Below are 16,484 nucleotides of genomic sequence, written 5' to 3'. Positions count from 1 at the left end.
TTTGAACGAACCTTTTGAAACTTCGTCTGATCGGCCAGAGCGTCCTCGATGACCTGTGAAGCGATCGGCACAATCTGTTCCCGGCACCGTGTAGCCTGAAGGGTTCAAGGAAAGCGCTTGCTTTGCCTCGGGTCGTGGAACCGGAAGTGCGGGAGCCGGCTAGGCCAGCGCCCGAATGTGCCGAACGCCCTGGCGTTCGATTGGTCTTTCGCCGAGCGTTGCCTCAAGGCTGAGCACTTGCGTTTCAAACCTGCCCGAGGTCACGCTCACCTGAATGTCTCCTTCCTTGCCGGTTGCCCGCAGCCAGAAACCGGTGGTTCCGCCTCTCAAGGGTGATTGCGCAGGCCCCAGGCACTCGGCCGGTCCGTCAATGGCAATACAGATCTGGTCGGAAAGAAACGGCAACACCCGGCCTGCCTGATCCAGTGCGCGAATGATCACGCGGACCTCCTCGCGCTCCGCTGCGTCCAGCGTCGTTTTGTCAGGGGTGATGTCGAGCCTGGAAGCGATCGGATCGGCGGCAAATTCGACGGTTTCAACAATATTCTCTTCGAGATATCCGTTGATGGTGACTCCGTGCCATTTCAGCCCCCATTTTCCGAGCACATCTTCCGGGATATCGGACCTGTCGAAAATCACCGGCGGATGTGGAAGATGTGCAAAGCGGTTGCGGTCGCCTGTTTTGCGGAATCTGGTCCCGTCCGGAAAACGCAACTCCACCTCATCGCAATTTGTCAGGACCATCAAAGGCAACACGCCGCCGACGTCCCGCTCACCGCGCGACCAGTAGGTTACGGGTTTCATGATGGTCTTGACGCCCGGATCCTGCTGGCTGGCATAGGCATAGGCGGCAAATTTCGGTTCGCGGAACATCGTCATCACGCCGTGATGGCAGACCCTGTCACCGGAGCCGAAATCCTTATGTGTGTTGTAGTCGAACATGCACCAGCCGATGCAGCCGGCAATGTTCGGATTTGCAAAGGCCGCATTGATGACTTCGAGGTGCCGCGTCACATGTTCGACCTGACGAAGTTCATTGTCTTCGGCCTTGGTGGGGAACATGTGTCCGTTGAACTCGGTCACCAGATAGGGCACATCCTTTTCCAGGCCTGTCGCAGTGCGCGGTCGCAGAAGCGGTGTTCTCTCCGGCAGAAGGTCACTGCACAGCGAGAAATCGTTCATTGTGTATATATCCTCGAGAAGCTCGCTCTCGCGGTACTTGCGGATGCCGCAGGTCTGCCGTGTCGTATCAAGCAGGCGCGCAAGCGCGTTGGTTTCGCTGTAGAACGCGTGATCATCGGGCGACTCGTTGATCCTCACACCCCACGAAACGATCGACGGGTGGTTCCAGTCGCGCTCGATCATCCTGCGGACGTTGCGCACCGCCTCTTTTTTCCACGCCGTTCCGCCTATGTGCTGCCAGCCGGGTATTTCCTCGAGCACCAGAAGGCCGATACGGTCGCAGTGATCCAGAAACCATTTTGACTGGGGATAGTGTGACGTCCGCACCAGATTGCAGCCGAGCTCGAATTTCAGGATTCCGGCGTCCTTTTCCTGCGACGCGCGCCCCTGCGCATAACCGGTATAGGGAAAGGACTGGTGGCGGTTGAGACCGAGTATCTTCAGCGGCCTGCCGTTCAGCGAGAAGCCGGTTGAGGTAAACCGAGCGTCGCGAAACCCGAAATGCTCGTGGAAACTGTCGAGACCGTGTTCCGTTTCCAGTACAATCTCGAGCGAATAAAGGGCGGGGTCATCAATGTCCCAAAGCGTTATATTCCCCAGATCCGCCAAGGTGATAGTGAAGCTGTCGCAAGACCGGACTTGGTGGTTTTCCTGAGCAATCGCCTCGCCCTTTTGATCAAGCAGTGTCAGCTTGACCGTGCCGTCGAAGGGCAGGGATCGCGGATTGTGGATCGTGCCCTTCACCTGCACGGTTTTCCGTCCGGCAAGGACATCAGGCGTCTCGATCTTGACTGATTTCACGAACACCGGCGCAAAGGACATCAACCAGACATCACGATAGATCCCGGCATAGGTCAGGTAATCGATCCGGCCGCCAAACGGCGGAATGTCCGGATTTTCCGCGCCGTCCACCACGACAGTCAACAGGTTTGTATCAGGTGCCAGATGTTCGGTGAGCCGAACACTGAACGGCGTATAGCCATCGGCATGATGTGCACGCTCGATACCGTTGATCAGGACGCGGGCGTCAGCCATCACACCTTCAAAATGAAGATAGACTTCCCTGCCTTCGAAATTCGCCTGCCAGGGGATTTCACGCTCATATTCAAAGGCGCGTTGGTAGGACTCCTCGTCAAAATAGTTGAACGGAAGCTCCACCGCGGAATGCGGCAACGAAACCTTCTGCGCTCCGTTTCCGCCGTTGGTTGTCTGGTTCAGGGGGGCTCGAAAGAGCCATCCCTCATTCAATTCGCTGATCTGCCGCATGCCTCGCCCGGATGTGGTTTGTCTTCATTGCGCGCAACATTAGTAACGTTACTAAATATTGTCAAATTATTTACTAAAACTGTCGATGAAGAAGGCCGTTTAGATCGGTCAAGACCTTTAAAGCCGGGGGCTGGCGGGTCTTTGAGCCGGTACATGTGAGGTCCGGCAGACACAAAAGCTCCTTGATGGTAAAAGACGGAGACTGGAAGAAGTGAAACGTCATGGCCTGGACAGCACCAAAGGGATTTAGGACCTGTTCCGTCGAAAAGCCGGCGCGTCCCGGCAGTGTCACGGCGATTGCGCTCGCTGCGTTTCTTGCGGCACCAATGATGTCGCCTGCCGCATCCCAGGAGCTTTCAAAAAAGAGCCTTGGCGGTTACCCGCTGTGTGAGGCGTCCGCTGCGCTTGCGGCCGACTGCCCGGAGGCGAAAGGTGAAACCTGCCTTCTGGTCGCCGACAATGAAATCAGGGACAAGCTTTTCCTCTTTTCAGTTGACGGCAAAGACGGCCGGCTTTCCGAGCGGCGTGAGGTTCCGATCAACACCAAGAAAAAGGACAGGGTGTCGGATATCGAGGCCATGGCTTTGCTGAACTCGGGGGAAATTCTCGTTTACGGCTCACACAGCCGCAATCGGCGGTGCGAACTTAAAACCAAGCGCCAGAGGATTTTGAGCGGCAAGCTCGAGCCTGCCGGTTTTGACGCCCGCCGTGTATCGGAAGCAAGGTCGAGGAAAATGACCTGCAACCGGCTGTTCGGCGTTAAGCGCGGCAAGGCGGCGGGCAATATGAAGATGCTGTGCGATGCGCTTCACGTTGCAGAACAGGATGCCGACAAGGCGGCAAAACTGGGCAAGGAGGCCGCCGCCAGGGCCTGCAACGAAATCGACGACTTCAACCTGGAGGGCGCGGTTGTCCTCGGCGGCAAAAGTCAGGATATCTGGGTCGGATTGCGTGCGCCGCTCGCAAACGCGGAAGGGGACGCTTTTTTGATGCGCCAGACAAGCCCGAATGGATTCGCGTTTGACGCCGTTGTCCGTCTCGATCTCGATAAAGCAGGTATCCGTGAGATCGCCGCTGACAAAACCCATGTCTGGATCATCAGCGGCCCGTCCAATGATGGAGGCGAAAAGCACAGCCTGTGGCGCTTCCCCAAAAAGCGTCTCGCGGCGAAGAGTGTGAGTGACGGGGAACTGAGGATCAGGCCCAAAAGGCTGAGCGTCGATCTGCCAACCTCCGCCGAAGGCCTCGTGGTGACTGCCGGAAAAGCCTATGTGCTCATGGACGGGGCCGAGCCGAAAGGCTCATCAAGTTCCTGCAATCGAAACAGTGTTTATAATGTCTATTCACTGAAGCAGTTCTGAACTGCAACGCCGTCAAAGCAGGTGGCTGCCTGATTCAATGCAACGACGGATCGCAGTGCGGGCGATCTGAAAATCCTCGTGTCGCAGGCCAATATGTCTGCGATCCGCTATATCGGCCGTGGCGTCATAGGCGCTCATGGCGCGGTGGAACGCCTGATTGACCTCCGGCGCCTGGCTGCGGCCGGGGCTGAGCTGGTAGATGATGTCGTAGGTTGTTTTCATGGTGGATTGCGCCCACTCACCGACACCGGCGGTCTGGTCGCGCTCGGAACGGATCGGAAGGGCATCAAGCGAATGCCGAAGATGTGTCAGATGACGTTTCAGCCGCTGTTTGTCGGCGGCGTTCAACACGTGATGTCCGGTTCTCGTACCTGATTCAACCATTGCTACGCTCCCTTTCAGACATACGCTTTTATTGTCTTTTCAGCACAATCAAACGACGGGTTCGCATTGATTATGAGGTGCGTTCAGTCTTGCTACTGGCTTTCCTAAAAAACGGGCTTGTTCAACCCTGCCGCAAAAATGTGTCAATTTATCGAAGTGTCGCCGGGCTGTTTTCAGCCGGCTTTTTAGTCTCTAACCTCTTGCTGCAGATTCGCAGCGGGGAACAGCCATGAGCAACACAGCGATTTTCTGGCCATTGATCGTCCAGACGGGCCTCATCTATGTCATTTATTATATCGTTTCGCTTCGCCGTTCCGGCGCGGTGCGGGCAGGTAAGGTCAAAGCGTCAGAATACAAGGTGCCGATTGTCGAACCGGAACCGAGCGCAACCGTGGCCCGCAACCTTGTCAATCAGTTTGAACTGCCGTTTCTGTTCTATGCCGTCTGCATCGCGCTCGCAATGGTCAACGGCGTGAACTATGCGGTGCTTATCCTGGCCTGGGCCTTTGTCGCCAGCCGGATCCTGCATTCCTACGTTCACATCACCACCAACGACCTCCGAAAACGCCGGCCGCTCTTTATCGTTGGCTATGTGGTGAATGCGATCCTGTGGCTTTGGCTGGCATGGGTGCTGCTTGGCATCTGATACCGGCGTTTCTTGCCGCCGGGTGCATTTGCGGCGCTCGTCTTTCCTTTAGCCGTCAGCCGCGCTATGGCTCCGCCCAATTGCGAACCACGGGATTTACAACATGCGGTTAGGCGGGCGGATGGCGGCGGCCATCGAAGTTCTGAGCGACATCGAACAGCGTAAGAGGCCGGTTGCCGATGCGTTGAAGGATTGGGGTCTTTCCCATCGCTTTGCCGGCTCGGGTGACCGCGCCGCCATCGGCAATCTTGTCTATGACGCGCTGCGCAGGAAACTGTCCCATGCCTATCTGATGGACGCGGACACGCCCGCGGCTCAGGTCCATGCCGTGCTTTATCGCGATTGGGACATCAGTCCCGACAAACTTCAGGCGCAGCTCGAAGGTGACAAATTTGCACCGGATCCGTTGCCCGTGGAGATGCTGGCGGCCTACCGGACGCGAGACCTTTCAAATGCGCCCAAACATGTACAGGCCGACATTCCCGAGTGGACGCAGTTCGCCTTCGAGGAAAACTTCGCCGAGGACTGGATCGCCGAGGCGGCGGCCTTCGGCAAGCGCCCGCCGCTGGACTTGCGGGTCAATACGCTGAAGGCGTCGCCGGAAAAGGTGGAAAAGGCTTTGGCGCGCAGCGGCGCGGCGAGGTCGACGCTGGCACGCTATGGCCTTCGCATCGCGCCACGGGGAGGGCCGTCGCGCCTTCCGAACGTTACCGCGGAGCCGGCCTTCCAAAAGGGCTGGTTTGAGGTTCAGGACGAAGGCAGCCAGATTGTCTCCGACCTGATATTCGCCCGTTCTGGCGAACAGGTGCTGGACTATTGTGCCGGTGGGGGCGGCAAGACGCTGGCGCTGTCGGCGGCGATGGAAAACAGCGGTCAGATCCATGCCTACGATATCGATAAAACGCGCCTGGCGCCCATATTCGAACGTCTGAAGCGGGCAGGGACACGCAATGTGCAGGTTCATCAGCCCGATGAGGATCTCAGCGCCCTTGCGGGCAGGATGGACAGGGTGGTGATCGACGCACCCTGTACAGGAACCGGTACCTGGCGGCGCAGGCCCGATACCAAGTGGAAGCTGACGCAGAAAAACCTTGAGGAACGGATCGACCAGCAGCAGGAAGTGCTGGCGTCCGCTGCGCCCTTTGTACGTCCGGGCGGGTTCCTGATCTACATTACCTGCTCAGTCCTGCCGCAGGAAAATGAGGCGCAGGTTTACGGCTTTTGCGAGGACAATGGAGAGTTCGAAATCGTCTCGGCGGGTGAAGTCTGGCAAGACCTCTTTGGCGAGAACAAGCGCCAGCCATGGTCCGCCGATATGAAGACGGTGACGCTCACGCCGGCCGCGACCGAGACGGACGGCTTCTTCTTTGCGGTAATGCAAAAGGGACAATGAGGTACACGCATGACGGAACTAAAGCCACGCAATCCGGATTTTGAAGCGCGCTCCCGTCAAAGCTTTGACCGCCAGAAGGTGATGGCGACGCTGAGCATGATGCTCAACAGTGTGGAGCCCGGCAAAGTGGAACTGGAAATGCCGTTCCACGAGGATTTCACCCAGCAGCACGGCTTTCTGCACGCCGGGATCGTATCGACGGCGCTTGATTCCGCCTGCGGTTATGCCGCCTTCACGCTGATGGCCGCTGACGCTGCCGTCCTGACAATCGAATTCAAGATCAACCTTCTGTCTCCGGCCAGGGGGGAGCGGTTCGTTTTCCGCGCCGAAGTGACAAAGCCGGGCAGTACTATCACGGTTGCTGACGGCAAAGCCTTCGCGGTCCGCCCCGATGGGACTGAAAAACTGGTGGCGACGATGACCGGCACGATGATGGCGATTGTTGGGCGGGAGGGCATTGAAGGATGATGGATCTGATCAAGAGTGTTTCAGGCAAGAAGCTGCTCTATGTCATGGCGGCCGAGCAGGAATACGGACCGGAACTGAAGCAGCGTTTCAGGCCGCTGATCACCGGAGTAGGACCGGTGGAGGCGGCTGTCGGCCTTACAGCGGCGCTGCAGGAACTGACCATGGCGGATCAGAAGCCGCATCTTGTCATATCGCTTGGCTCCGCCGGGTCCGCCCAGCTGGAGCAGACCGGCATCTACCAGGTGTCTTCCGTGTCCTATCGCGACATGGATGCAAGCCCGCTCGGATTTGAAAAGGGCGCAACACCGTTTCTCGATCTTCCGGTCATCGTAGACCTGCCGATCACGGTTCCGGGGATTGCTGCGGCGACGCTGTCGACCGGCGCCAACATCATTTCGGGTGATGTCTACGACACGATCGATGCTCAGATGGTCGATATGGAAAGTTTTGCCGTGCTGCGGGCCTGCAACCGGTTTGCTGTTCCGCTTCTTGGCCTGCGCGGCATCTCCGACGGCAAGGCCGAATTGGGCCATATCGACGACTGGACCCAGTATCTGCACATCGTCGATGAAAAACTCGCCGCCGCGGTCGACCGGCTGGAACAGGCGATTGCGGACGACACAATTGCGCTCTGAAGCCGCGGGCCTGCGCAATGAACCGATTTTCCGGCGCGCGGCGCTTCAATCCGGGCGGGAATCGGTCTAAAGCCTTGTCATGAACAGCGCATCCCATCCCGACACCGTCCTTATCATCGATTTTGGCTCACAGGTCACGCAGCTGATCGCCCGTCGCGTGCGCGAAGCCGGCGTCTATTGCGAGATCGTCCCCTTCCAGTCCGCAGAGGCCGGTTTTGAGCGTATCAAGCCCAAGGCCGTCATCCTCTCGGGTGGCCCGGCTTCAACGGCGGAAACCGGCTCGCCCCGCGCGCCGCAGGCGATTTTCGATGCGGGCGTCCCGCTGCTCGGCATCTGCTACGGCCAGATGACCATGTGTGTGCAGATGGGCGGCAAGGCCGAACCGTCCGATCATCGCGAGTTCGGACGCGCCTATGTCGAAGTGCTGAAGGATTGCCCGTTGTTTGACGGGGTCTGGACGCAGGGCCAGCGCCACCAGGTCTGGATGAGCCACGGCGACCGCGTCATCGACCTGCCGCCGGGCTTTGAAATTCTTGGCCGTTCCGAGGGCGCACCGTATGCGGTCTTCGGCAATGTCGAGCGCAAGGCCTATGGAATGATGTTCCATCCGGAAGTCATCCATACACCGGACGGCGCCAAGCTGATCGGCAATTTCGTCCATCATATTGCCGGTCTCGACGCAAGCTGGACGATGGCGGCCTATCGCGAGCAGGCAATTGCGGCCATCCGCGAGCAGGTCGGCGACGGCAAGGTCATCTGCGCCCTGTCGGGCGGCGTCGATTCCTCCGTTGCGGCGTTGCTGATCCATGAAGCGATCGGCGATCAGCTCAACTGTATCCTCGTCGATCACGGGCTGATGCGCAAAAACGAAGCGGCGGACGTCATGGCGATGTTCCGCGAGCATTACAATATTCCGCTTGCGCTGGTCGATGCATCCGACACATTTGTCGATGCGCTCGAGGGTGAAAGCGACCCCGAAGTCAAACGCAAGACCATCGGCAAACTCTTCATCGACGTCTTCGAGGAAGAGGCAAGAAAGATCGGCGGTGCGGATTTCCTGGCTCAGGGAACGCTCTATCCCGATGTGATTGAAAGCGTCTCGTTCACGGGTGGACCATCCGTCACCATCAAGTCACACCACAATGTCGGCGGTCTGCCGGAACGCATGAACATGCAACTGGTCGAGCCGTTGCGCGAACTTTTCAAGGACGAGGTGCGCGCCCTCGGACGCGAACTCGGCCTTCCGGACAGCTTTATCGGCCGCCATCCGTTTCCCGGTCCGGGCCTTGCCATTCGTTGTCCGGGCGGCGTGACGCGCGAGAAGCTCGACATCCTGCGCGAGGCGGACGCCATCTATCTCGACGAAATCCGCACAGCCGGCCTCTACGATACGATCTGGCAGGCCTTCGCCGTGCTTCTGCCGGTTCAGACAGTCGGCGTCATGGGGGATGGACGTACCTATGAATATGTCTGCGCCCTGCGGGCGGTGACATCCGTCGACGGCATGACGGCCGATTTCTACCACTACGACATGGAATTCCTCAGCCGCGCCGCGACCCGCATCATCAACGAAGTCCGCGGCATCAACCGCGTCGTCTACGACGTCACCTCAAAACCCCCCGGCACGATCGAGTGGGAGTGAGGAGCGTTTGAAGCGCAACGCGCTTCAAAGTGAAGTGCCGGTGGCACTTCGCGAGCGACGAGCGCGCAGAGCCATAGCGGAGCGCTGGAGCGTTTCAACTCGAGGTAAGTGCCACTTCAAGAGCAGCGAACGCCCTGAGCGCTGCGCTCAAGGGGCCTGGGTGGTGAGCGTAACCAGCGAAAAGGTCCGATAGACCTTTTTGAAGCGACGAAGCCGCGATGAGGCGGGAGACTGATCCGGCGACCAATGGCGCATCGAAGATGCCCCGCTCGACCGTTGAGCCACTGGGAGGGCGCCCGGGCCATAAGTTATCTGGTTCAAAAGCACGGCCGCATCAGTCTGCAAATCTCCATGGAGCAGCGGAATGTGGTTCGACGCATTTGCAGACCGGCACGACCGGCGAGGCGCTGCTTGCATGGTCGATGGCTGCGGGGGCCCAGTCACGGCATGATCCTTACTTGGCCAGATTATTGCAGACAAACCTGTTTGCCAGTCACATCAGGGCGATCTGCATACGGGATCATCATGACGTGGCTTCGGCAGCAAAAGCTGCGCCGAACGCCTGCACCGCCTGTCGTGCCGACAAAAACCCTTTTCGCCATGCCACAGGTTGCGGACGCGGCGCGACCATAGCGCCCTTTTGCGGTCGGTCGATGATCATGCCTGATGCCTCGGCGGCAAGCATCCCGACCCCTAACGCGGATAGTTCGGGCTCGTCAGAAACCCGCAACGGGATCGCCAGCGTATCGCTCAAAAACTGCGCGAAGTAAGTATTGGCACTCATGCCGCCATCGATGGTGATCGGCCCGGCTATCGGCTGGACTGCGTCGATCGCTTCGACCACCTCCGCTGTGCGGAAGGCGATGCCTTCCAGAATCGCGCGCACCATATCCTGCTTGGTCGTATCCAGTGAAAGGCCCATCCAGCTTCCCCGCGCATCGCGATCCCAATGCGGGCAGGCAAGGCCGGCCAGTGCCGGCACAAAATAGAGCCCACGTTCAGCGGCCGCCGGGCCGTCAAAAACGGCGATCTCGTCAAAATCATCGAACAGACCGATCGAGCGGGCCCAGTTGACTGCAGCCGAGACCGTATACACCCCGCCATCGAGCGCATAGACGGGGCGTTCGCCCGCCTCTTGCCAGGCGATGGTCGGCAACAGGCCGTGTCGCGATGCCGGCTTGCCGGTCGAGGTCACCGTAAGCGCGAAGGCACCGGTACCAAAGGTTATCTTGACGTCCCCGGGTCGCCGGCAGCCATGACCGTAGAGCGCCGCCTGCTGGTCAACAATACTCGCCGTCAGTGGCGTTATTCCGCCGTCGAATGCAGCGGTACCGAGTGCCCCTGAGGTCGGCGTGATCGATGGCAGAGCGTCCACCGGCACGCCAAACAGCGCACACAACTCTTCGTCCCATTGGCAAGCTTCGAGGTTGAGCAGCGATGTGCGCGAGGCGGTGGTAAGATCGGTCTCGAAGCAGCCGGTCAAACGGTCGCGAAAGAAGGCATCGGTGGTTCCCAGTCGCAGGCGCCCCAAAGCGGCCAGCTCTTTGGCCCGCGCATTGTTCCGCGCGATCCAACCCAGCTTGGAGGCCGAAAAATAGGAATCAAGTGGCAGGCCTGCGCGTTCCAGCGTCATCGCTTCGGCGCCTTCGGCCTTCAGACGGGCCAAATCATCTGCTGTGCGACCGTCCTGCCAAACGATGACTGGGCCGACAGGCGCGCCATCTTCAGCGTCCCAGGCCAGACAGCTCTCACCCTGGTTGGCTATTCCGGCTGCCATGACCCCGCTCGATGCCAAAGCCGCCTCGAAACACGCGCGGACATTGCCCAACAGTTCGTCAGGGTCATGTTCGACCCAACCCGACCGGGGATAAGATTGTCGGTGCTCACGGTAGAAAACGGTTTGCGACCGGCCATCACGGTCGAAGACGATACCGCGGGTGCTCGTCGTACCCTGGTCGACCGCAAGAATGCGCATCAGCGACCTTCCTCGATTGCAATCCGCGCCTCTCCGGCATCCACGGCTTTCAATCTTTTGATCGGCACGATGATCCGTCGCTCCGGACGATTGTCAACGCGATCCAGCATGGTGGTGTCACCATTAGCGGCTGTGAGCACCAGCCGTCCCCGCGCCGGCTTTGAGAGGCGAATTTGCAACCGCCCCAACGGCGCAGTTCCCTCACCGGGCACGATCACCTGAGGGACAACATATTTCAACGGATCGGGCTCAATGGCGAGCCTGAGGGCGCCTTCAGGCAATGGAATGCGTCCTTCAAGGCTGTCGGCAATCGCGTCCGCGACGGCTTGCCCTTCGCGCCAGCACCATCCAGCTGTCTCCACAGGATGCAACATGTTGCCGGCAGCAAAATAATTGGGGTCGGAACACCGGCCATATTGGTCCACTTGCGGCCCGCCGGTCCCTGGATCGATCCTCAAATGGCTGTTCTTCAGCAGTGCGGCTTCGGGCCGGAATTGGCCTGAAACGATCACACCATCGGCTTCAATGGTCTGTGTCGACCCGCTACGCCGGCGCACGACCACCGCCTCGACCCGGTCACGGCCACGAATCTCCTCAATCTGCGTGCCGAGCAGCAGAGGAATGCCGAGAAGCCGAGGGAAAATACCGGCTGGAGCCCGCGCTGTCGTCATCCCGTTGGGTTCGATCATGGCGACCGGCCGAATCCCCAAATGGCGGCAAGTCATCAACGCCGAAAACGAGACAAGCTCAGTGCCAAGAACGACGGGACGGCAGAACGGCCGCAGAGATTGCAGATGGACCAACCCCTGCAGCGCGCCGGTCGAAATCACCCCGGCCGGTTTGGTGCCACCGATCATGCGCTGTGCCCGTGATGTCTCGCGCACGCCGGTGCTGAGCAGCACCCGGCTGGCGCTGATCGAACGGACACCGTCCGCCATCGACAGCGTCAGCACCGGTCCTTCCCCCAACGCGGTGACAGTCGCACCGGTTATGACCTCAACACCAGCGGCCCGCGTATAAGCGACATTGCGCCGGGCATAGGCAGGCCCTTTCATCAGCCGGCCGAATTCACGAACGCCGAAAGGATAATGCCCGCAATGACGCGGTATACCGCCGGCCGATGGCTCGCGGTCGAGAACGACAACTCGTCCCAAGCCCCGGCGACGTAGCCGGACGGCGGCGGAAAGTCCGGCAGGTCCAGCGCCGACGATCACGATGTCCGCATGATCCAAGTGCTCACCGGACATCGGTCAGATCCGTTGCATCGCGCATATGTGAGGGCATGGACGGCGGTGGACTTTCACCCGTCGCAATCGGTTCCGCGAAACGCCCGGCGGTCATCGCCGCCAGTTGCGCCGTGCAGTAAAACCCCTGGCAGCGCCCCATCGTTACACGGGTTCGGCGCTTTAACCCAGCCAGGCTGCGGGCACCCAGCGGGCCGTCCAGCGCCTTTTCGATCTCACGCCGCGTGACCAGTTCGCAATGGCAGACGATGCCTTCGTTACCCGGCGCCTGCCAGTCGCGTGGCGCATATTCGGAGATATTGCCGACCTTGGGCCAAGCCGGATCAGCCATCGGTTCGGATGGGCCAACGATCTGCTCGCAGAGCTGGTGCACATGACGAGCCAGGCCCAGCGCGGCGCTCAGGCCCGTTGAGCGGATGCCGCCTACCGTAACATAATTGCGCATCTTATCCGTGCGGACCTGATAATCCTTGTGCTCGGTGGCCGGCCTCAATCCGGCATAGAAGGCCGTTACATCTTCTCCGGCAAGTGCCGGCAGGATGCGTTCGCCAGCTTGGCGCAGGTCCTGCAATGCTTGCGCATCAACCGTTGCGAACGAACGGTCCTCCTGCTCTTCGGCGGTCGGTCCGACCAACACGTTGCCGAACACCGTTCGGCAGACCACAATCCCTTTGGTCTTTTCGGTTGGCACGGGGAGGAGGATATGTCTTGTAAGGCGTGCCGCGGGTTTGTCAAAAACAATGAATTGGCCTTTACGCGGCCGGATCGTGAAATCGCTGTGCCCGATCAGAGTTTCATCGAGCCGGTCGCCGTAGAGCCCAGCGGCATTGATGACAAGACGAGCGTGAAGACAGCCCTGACTGGTTTCGAGCTGCCAGCGTGCACCGTCAAACTCTCCGTCTGATACGCGGCATTGGCGTAACACAGTTGCGCCATTTTCCACCGCCTGGAGCAGATACGCATAAGGTGTCGACCACGGATCGATTAGGTGTTCGCCCGGCACCCGAAATCCACCCATAACACCCTCGGACAGTTCCGGTTCCATATTACGGGCCTGGTGTGCATCCAGTCGCGCCACATCGTCAACACCATTGGCGTGTGCCTGCTCGATCAACCCATCCAACCTGGCCAGTTCCTGTTCGGTCCATGCAAGAACCAGCGCTCCGGTCTCGACCAGCGGTAAACCGAGCCTTTCTTGGATGGAACGAAATTCATCGTAACCTTCGGCGATACACCTGGCTTCAAGCGAGCCCGGTGGCGCATCAAAGCCCGTATGCAGAATGGCGCTGTTGCCTTTAGAGGCGCCGTCGAGAATGTCTGGCGCCTTTTCGGTCAGCACGACACGCCAGCCTTCCAGCGTCATCCGGCGCGCGATTGCGCATCCAACCACACCGCCGCCGACGATAACGACATCGTATACATCTGAGAGGGTGCTTTGCTGTGCTGGCATCATGTGTTGGCAATCGAATTTGTTGCATACCAGCCCAAGCAGTGACACCAAATGTCCGCTCGGTCAATAATTCCGAATTTTTTTGCCCGAAAAAAGCCCGTTTTGTCCAAATTTTGTTGACACGGGCGCGGCGCGCTCGCTTAACCTTTAAGCGAAGGAGCCTACGATGACGCTTAAGACACGCCATGAAGACATTCTCGACACCGTCAACCGCCATGGACGGGTGAGCGTAGAGCAACTTGCAACGCTGTTCGACGTGTCGGCCGAAACCATACGCCGTGATCTGACTTTCCTGAATGGCGCGGGGCGGTTGCAAAAGGTCCATGGAGGGGCCAAGCGCGCCCGACTGTTCACCGAAGCTTCTTTCGAAGAACGGATGGGCGAGGAGGCTGATGGAAAAATGCTGATCGCCCGTAAGTTAACCGACATGATCGAGCCTGGAGACACCATTTTCATCGACACTGGCTCGACCACGTTGGCCTGCGCGGCGGCACTGGCCGAGAAAGGGCCGCTGACCGTGATTACCAACTCGATCCATATCGCGCTCACCTTTGACCGTGCGCACAACGGCTCGTCCGTGTTTCTTCTCGGCGGCCAGTTCAGTGCCGGCAATGGCCAGACGCTGGGCACCATGGCCGTCGAGCAGATCGGCAGCTTCCAGGCCGATCATGCGATTTTGACCGTCGCGGCACTTAATGCCGAGACCGGGGCGATGGACGCCAATTTCGACGAGGCACAAATCGCGCTCGCCATGCGACGCAACGCGCGCGATACCGTTATCGTTGCCACGACAGCCAAGGTCGGGCGGACCGCGACCTATCGTCTTTGCATGCTCGATGAGATCGACGTTTTGGTCAGCGATCGCGCGCCCGACGAGGCCTTTGCAACTGCGCTTTCAAAAGCGGGCGTCGAAGTAAGATGATCATTTTTCAGCCCTGTTACCGTCAGGCACTGTTGAAGACGACCAGTGACGGGCGGCGCATATAGGGCGACGATAAGGGCCCGCGCGGTGGATCGACCGTATGTCTGACACAATAGAGCCAGGCGCTACCTGATCACCATGATTGTCTGACGTCAGACACATCAGTACCAAGCGCATCTCCAGCAGGCCGGTTTTCAACCGTTGCCAACCTCAGGCTTCGCCTTGGCGCAGCTTCAATTCGGTCATGAATGTCAGGTCTTTCAAGTCCGTCATCCGCTCCGGGTAGAGAATGCCATCGAGGTGGTCGCACTCGTGCTGTACGACCTGTGCATGAGCGCCCTCGGCAGTACGTTCGACGAGTTGTCCATCAGGCGTTATCCCTCGATAGCGGATCGTACGGTAACGACGTACCTTGCCCGCAAGTCCCGGGATGGAGAGACAACCTTCGTAGCCTTCGACTGTGTCATCGCCGACCGGCTCATACTCGGGATTGACCAGTAAGGTAAGCGGGACCGAGAGCCGATTATCCGCCGGCGGCCTGAACCGGCGGGCTGGCGGTTCGTCCAGCCGATCGAAGGACCATTCCTCGTTCGTCTGGAAGAAGATGATGACTCTTTGCGGCACATGAACCTGTGTCGCCGCCAAACCGTTGCCGGCGGTGTCATACAGTGTTTCGATCATATCGTTCGCGAGCGCCTTTATGGCGTGTGAGGTCGGATCTTGGACCGGTTCTGCGACCGCTGCCAAAATGGGGTGCCCCATACGTGCAATCTTCAGGATCGACATATGCTTTAAAGTCTCCTTTGCGGGTCTTCCCAGAACTAATCGATTTCGCCTCGCCAGCGCGACGCGATGAGATGCGGCGGCGCCTCGTCTGCCTCGGCCAAGGCGCACCACAGTTTGGCAACCGCTGCTGATCGGGTAAGCGTCTTGCCGTCGATTACACCCTGATCAAGCAGTGCTCTTCCTGACGGATATGTCGACAATTCCAACCCGCCATCGCAACACTGCGAAATCGCTAAAATGCGCATTCCGGATGCCGTCATTCGTCGCAGCTTTTCCAGCATACCGCGCTCGTGGACCGGTATGGTTCCCAGTCCATACAGCTCAAGGATTAGACCTGATGGCTTGCTCGCAGCAATGCCATCCATGGTCGGCAGATCGAGAATGGGGCTGGCGACAAGGCTGGTCAAACGTGGTCTCTTGTTGGCGTCGATTTTCAGCGGTGCGCGGCCAGATAGGCTGGACCGTTTATCAAAGCGTTGAAAGACACCCCCCGACACTTTGCCAACGGTTCGGGTTCCTGGCGTGGAGAATGCTTGATCAGACTTGGAAGAGGTTTTGCGCACGCGCTCGGCAACCAGAACAAGCCCACCAAAAGACACCATGATTTCGCCTGGTTCGAGTTCCGTCACAACGGTCAGAGCGTCCTGCAAATTACGGCCCGCGTCGGAGCCTTCGAGGCTTAATGGTCTCTGAGACCCGGTGACAACAAGCGGCTTGTCCAATCCAATAAGCAGAAAGGACAGCATGGCAGCGGCATATGACAGCGTGTCGGTTCCATGGATCAGAACAACGCCACAATGGTCGGACGCAAGACCTCTGATTTCCCTAGCCAGGGCAACCCAATATTCGGGCCGGGCCTGACTGCTGTCGAATTGTCGAGTTGCGACGCGAAACGCCACGTCGATTCCCGACTGATCGCTGAAGCGCGCAACACTGGTTTCCACCAGCGCGCGGCCTTCATCCGTCGGAACCCAGGCACCTGAGTGCCTTGTCATTCCGATGGTGCCACCGGTGTGAACGACAAGTAATTTTTGCATAAAGACTTCTTCTTAGCGCGCCCGCAACAGCGACATTTACCAATTGGTTCTGAATGGTACCGACATATTTTTCATTTTCAAGATCGTATTTGT

General features: G+C 59.0%; 14 protein-coding genes. 7 read left to right on the top strand and 7 right to left on the bottom strand.

Annotated features, from left to right (window positions below; translation table 11 throughout):
* Nucleotides 1-159: 159 nt before the first annotated feature.
* A complete protein-coding gene (locus OQ273_RS14205) occupies nt 160-2,448 on the bottom strand; it encodes a glycoside hydrolase family 2 protein (RefSeq protein ID WP_267991153.1) in 2,289 nt (762 codons plus the stop codon).
* Nucleotides 2,449-2,669: 221 nt separating this feature from the next.
* On the opposite strand from OQ273_RS14205, the gene OQ273_RS14200 reads away from it, so the two are divergent.
* Entirely contained in the window at nt 2,670-3,809 is a 1,140-nt protein-coding gene (locus tag OQ273_RS14200; protein WP_267991152.1) for a hypothetical protein, read from the top strand.
* Between the two features lie 12 nt (nt 3,810-3,821).
* Here the strand turns inward: OQ273_RS14200 and OQ273_RS14195 are convergent, their stop codons facing one another.
* On the bottom strand, nt 3,822-4,193 hold the full coding sequence (locus OQ273_RS14195) for a hypothetical protein (protein WP_267991151.1): 372 nt from the start codon (nt 4,191-4,193) through the stop codon (nt 3,822-3,824).
* Nucleotides 4,194-4,422: 229 nt separating this feature from the next.
* On the opposite strand from OQ273_RS14195, the gene OQ273_RS14190 reads away from it, so the two are divergent.
* The 5 genes from OQ273_RS14190 (at nt 4,423) to guaA (ending at nt 8,977) form a co-directional block, all read left to right on the top strand.
* Nucleotides 4,423-4,839: an MAPEG family protein gene (locus OQ273_RS14190; protein WP_267991150.1), complete on the top strand. Its 417-nt coding sequence runs from the start codon at nt 4,423-4,425 to the stop codon at nt 4,837-4,839.
* Between the two features lie 103 nt (nt 4,840-4,942).
* The gene (locus OQ273_RS14185; protein WP_267991149.1) at nt 4,943-6,232 is read left to right on the top strand and encodes an RsmB/NOP family class I SAM-dependent RNA methyltransferase; all 1,290 of its coding nucleotides are present in this window, start codon (nt 4,943-4,945) and stop codon (nt 6,230-6,232) included.
* 9 nt (nt 6,233-6,241) lie between these two features.
* Complete coding sequence (locus OQ273_RS14180; RefSeq protein WP_267991148.1) at nt 6,242-6,700, top strand: PaaI family thioesterase; 459 nt, start codon at nt 6,242-6,244, stop codon at nt 6,698-6,700.
* Nucleotides 6,697-7,335, top strand: a complete 639-nt coding sequence (locus OQ273_RS14175) for a 5'-methylthioadenosine/S-adenosylhomocysteine nucleosidase (protein WP_267991147.1) — start codon at nt 6,697-6,699, stop codon at nt 7,333-7,335. Before OQ273_RS14180 ends, OQ273_RS14175 begins: the two co-directional genes overlap by 4 nt.
* A gap of 79 nt (nt 7,336-7,414) precedes the next feature.
* Nucleotides 7,415-8,977 (top strand): glutamine-hydrolyzing GMP synthase, encoded by a 1,563-nt coding sequence (guaA, locus tag OQ273_RS14170; protein WP_267991146.1) that lies wholly within the window; start codon nt 7,415-7,417, stop codon nt 8,975-8,977.
* A gap of 523 nt (nt 8,978-9,500) precedes the next feature.
* Here the strand turns inward: guaA and OQ273_RS14165 are convergent.
* From OQ273_RS14165 to OQ273_RS14155, 3 genes are read right to left on the bottom strand one after another with little or no spacing between them, the layout of a single operon-like run.
* The gene (locus OQ273_RS14165; protein ID WP_267991145.1) at nt 9,501-10,952 is read right to left on the bottom strand and encodes an FGGY family carbohydrate kinase; all 1,452 of its coding nucleotides are present in this window, start codon (nt 10,950-10,952) and stop codon (nt 9,501-9,503) included.
* On the bottom strand, nt 10,952-12,199 hold the full coding sequence (locus OQ273_RS14160) for an FAD-dependent oxidoreductase (RefSeq protein WP_267991144.1): 1,248 nt from the start codon (nt 12,197-12,199) through the stop codon (nt 10,952-10,954). Before OQ273_RS14160 ends, OQ273_RS14165 begins: the two co-directional genes overlap by 1 nt.
* Nucleotides 12,189-13,649 (bottom strand): NAD(P)/FAD-dependent oxidoreductase, encoded by a 1,461-nt coding sequence (locus tag OQ273_RS14155; protein ID WP_267991143.1) that lies wholly within the window; start codon nt 13,647-13,649, stop codon nt 12,189-12,191. The genes OQ273_RS14160 and OQ273_RS14155 overlap by 11 nt, the downstream gene beginning before the upstream one ends.
* Before the next feature lie 163 nt (nt 13,650-13,812).
* On the opposite strand from OQ273_RS14155, the gene OQ273_RS14150 reads away from it, so the two are divergent.
* Nucleotides 13,813-14,568, top strand: a complete 756-nt coding sequence (locus OQ273_RS14150; RefSeq protein WP_267991142.1) for a DeoR/GlpR family DNA-binding transcription regulator — start codon at nt 13,813-13,815, stop codon at nt 14,566-14,568.
* A gap of 210 nt (nt 14,569-14,778) precedes the next feature.
* Here the strand turns inward: OQ273_RS14150 and OQ273_RS14145 are convergent, their stop codons facing one another.
* Both OQ273_RS14145 and OQ273_RS14140 read right to left on the bottom strand, forming a co-directional pair.
* Nucleotides 14,779-15,354 (bottom strand): peptide deformylase, encoded by a 576-nt coding sequence (locus tag OQ273_RS14145; protein WP_267991141.1) that lies wholly within the window; start codon nt 15,352-15,354, stop codon nt 14,779-14,781.
* Between the two features lie 35 nt (nt 15,355-15,389).
* Nucleotides 15,390-16,391 (bottom strand): asparaginase domain-containing protein, encoded by a 1,002-nt coding sequence (locus OQ273_RS14140; RefSeq protein WP_267991140.1) that lies wholly within the window; start codon nt 16,389-16,391, stop codon nt 15,390-15,392.
* Nucleotides 16,392-16,484 lie beyond the last annotated feature (93 nt).

Source organism: Hoeflea prorocentri (assembly GCF_027944115.1).
GTDB classification, from domain to species: domain Bacteria; phylum Pseudomonadota; class Alphaproteobacteria; order Rhizobiales; family Rhizobiaceae; genus Hoeflea_A; species Hoeflea_A prorocentri.
Note: the sequence above shows the minus strand (reverse complement) of the source record. Positions and strands in the feature narration are given on the sequence as shown.

Bases quoted from the DNA above. Each gene is read 5' to 3' on its own strand.
- OQ273_RS14205 (WP_267991153.1), bottom strand. From the start codon at position 2,448: ATGCGGCAGATCAGCGAATTGAATGAGGGATGGCTCTTTCGAGCCCCC.
- OQ273_RS14200 (WP_267991152.1), top strand. From the start codon at position 2,670: ATGGCCTGGACAGCACCAAAGGGATTTAGGACCTGTTCCGTCGAAAAG.
- OQ273_RS14195 (WP_267991151.1), bottom strand. From the start codon at position 4,193: ATGGTTGAATCAGGTACGAGAACCGGACATCACGTGTTGAACGCCGCC.
- OQ273_RS14190 (WP_267991150.1), top strand. From the start codon at position 4,423: ATGAGCAACACAGCGATTTTCTGGCCATTGATCGTCCAGACGGGCCTC.
- OQ273_RS14185 (WP_267991149.1), top strand. From the start codon at position 4,943: ATGCGGTTAGGCGGGCGGATGGCGGCGGCCATCGAAGTTCTGAGCGAC.
- OQ273_RS14180 (WP_267991148.1), top strand. From the start codon at position 6,242: ATGACGGAACTAAAGCCACGCAATCCGGATTTTGAAGCGCGCTCCCGT.
- OQ273_RS14175 (WP_267991147.1), top strand. From the start codon at position 6,697: ATGATGGATCTGATCAAGAGTGTTTCAGGCAAGAAGCTGCTCTATGTC.
- guaA (WP_267991146.1), top strand. From the start codon at position 7,415: ATGAACAGCGCATCCCATCCCGACACCGTCCTTATCATCGATTTTGGC.
- OQ273_RS14165 (WP_267991145.1), bottom strand. From the start codon at position 10,952: ATGCGCATTCTTGCGGTCGACCAGGGTACGACGAGCACCCGCGGTATC.
- OQ273_RS14160 (WP_267991144.1), bottom strand. From the start codon at position 12,199: ATGTCCGGTGAGCACTTGGATCATGCGGACATCGTGATCGTCGGCGCT.
- OQ273_RS14155 (WP_267991143.1), bottom strand. From the start codon at position 13,649: ATGATGCCAGCACAGCAAAGCACCCTCTCAGATGTATACGATGTCGTT.
- OQ273_RS14150 (WP_267991142.1), top strand. From the start codon at position 13,813: ATGACGCTTAAGACACGCCATGAAGACATTCTCGACACCGTCAACCGC.
- OQ273_RS14145 (WP_267991141.1), bottom strand. From the start codon at position 15,354: ATGTCGATCCTGAAGATTGCACGTATGGGGCACCCCATTTTGGCAGCG.
- OQ273_RS14140 (WP_267991140.1), bottom strand. From the start codon at position 16,391: ATGCAAAAATTACTTGTCGTTCACACCGGTGGCACCATCGGAATGACA.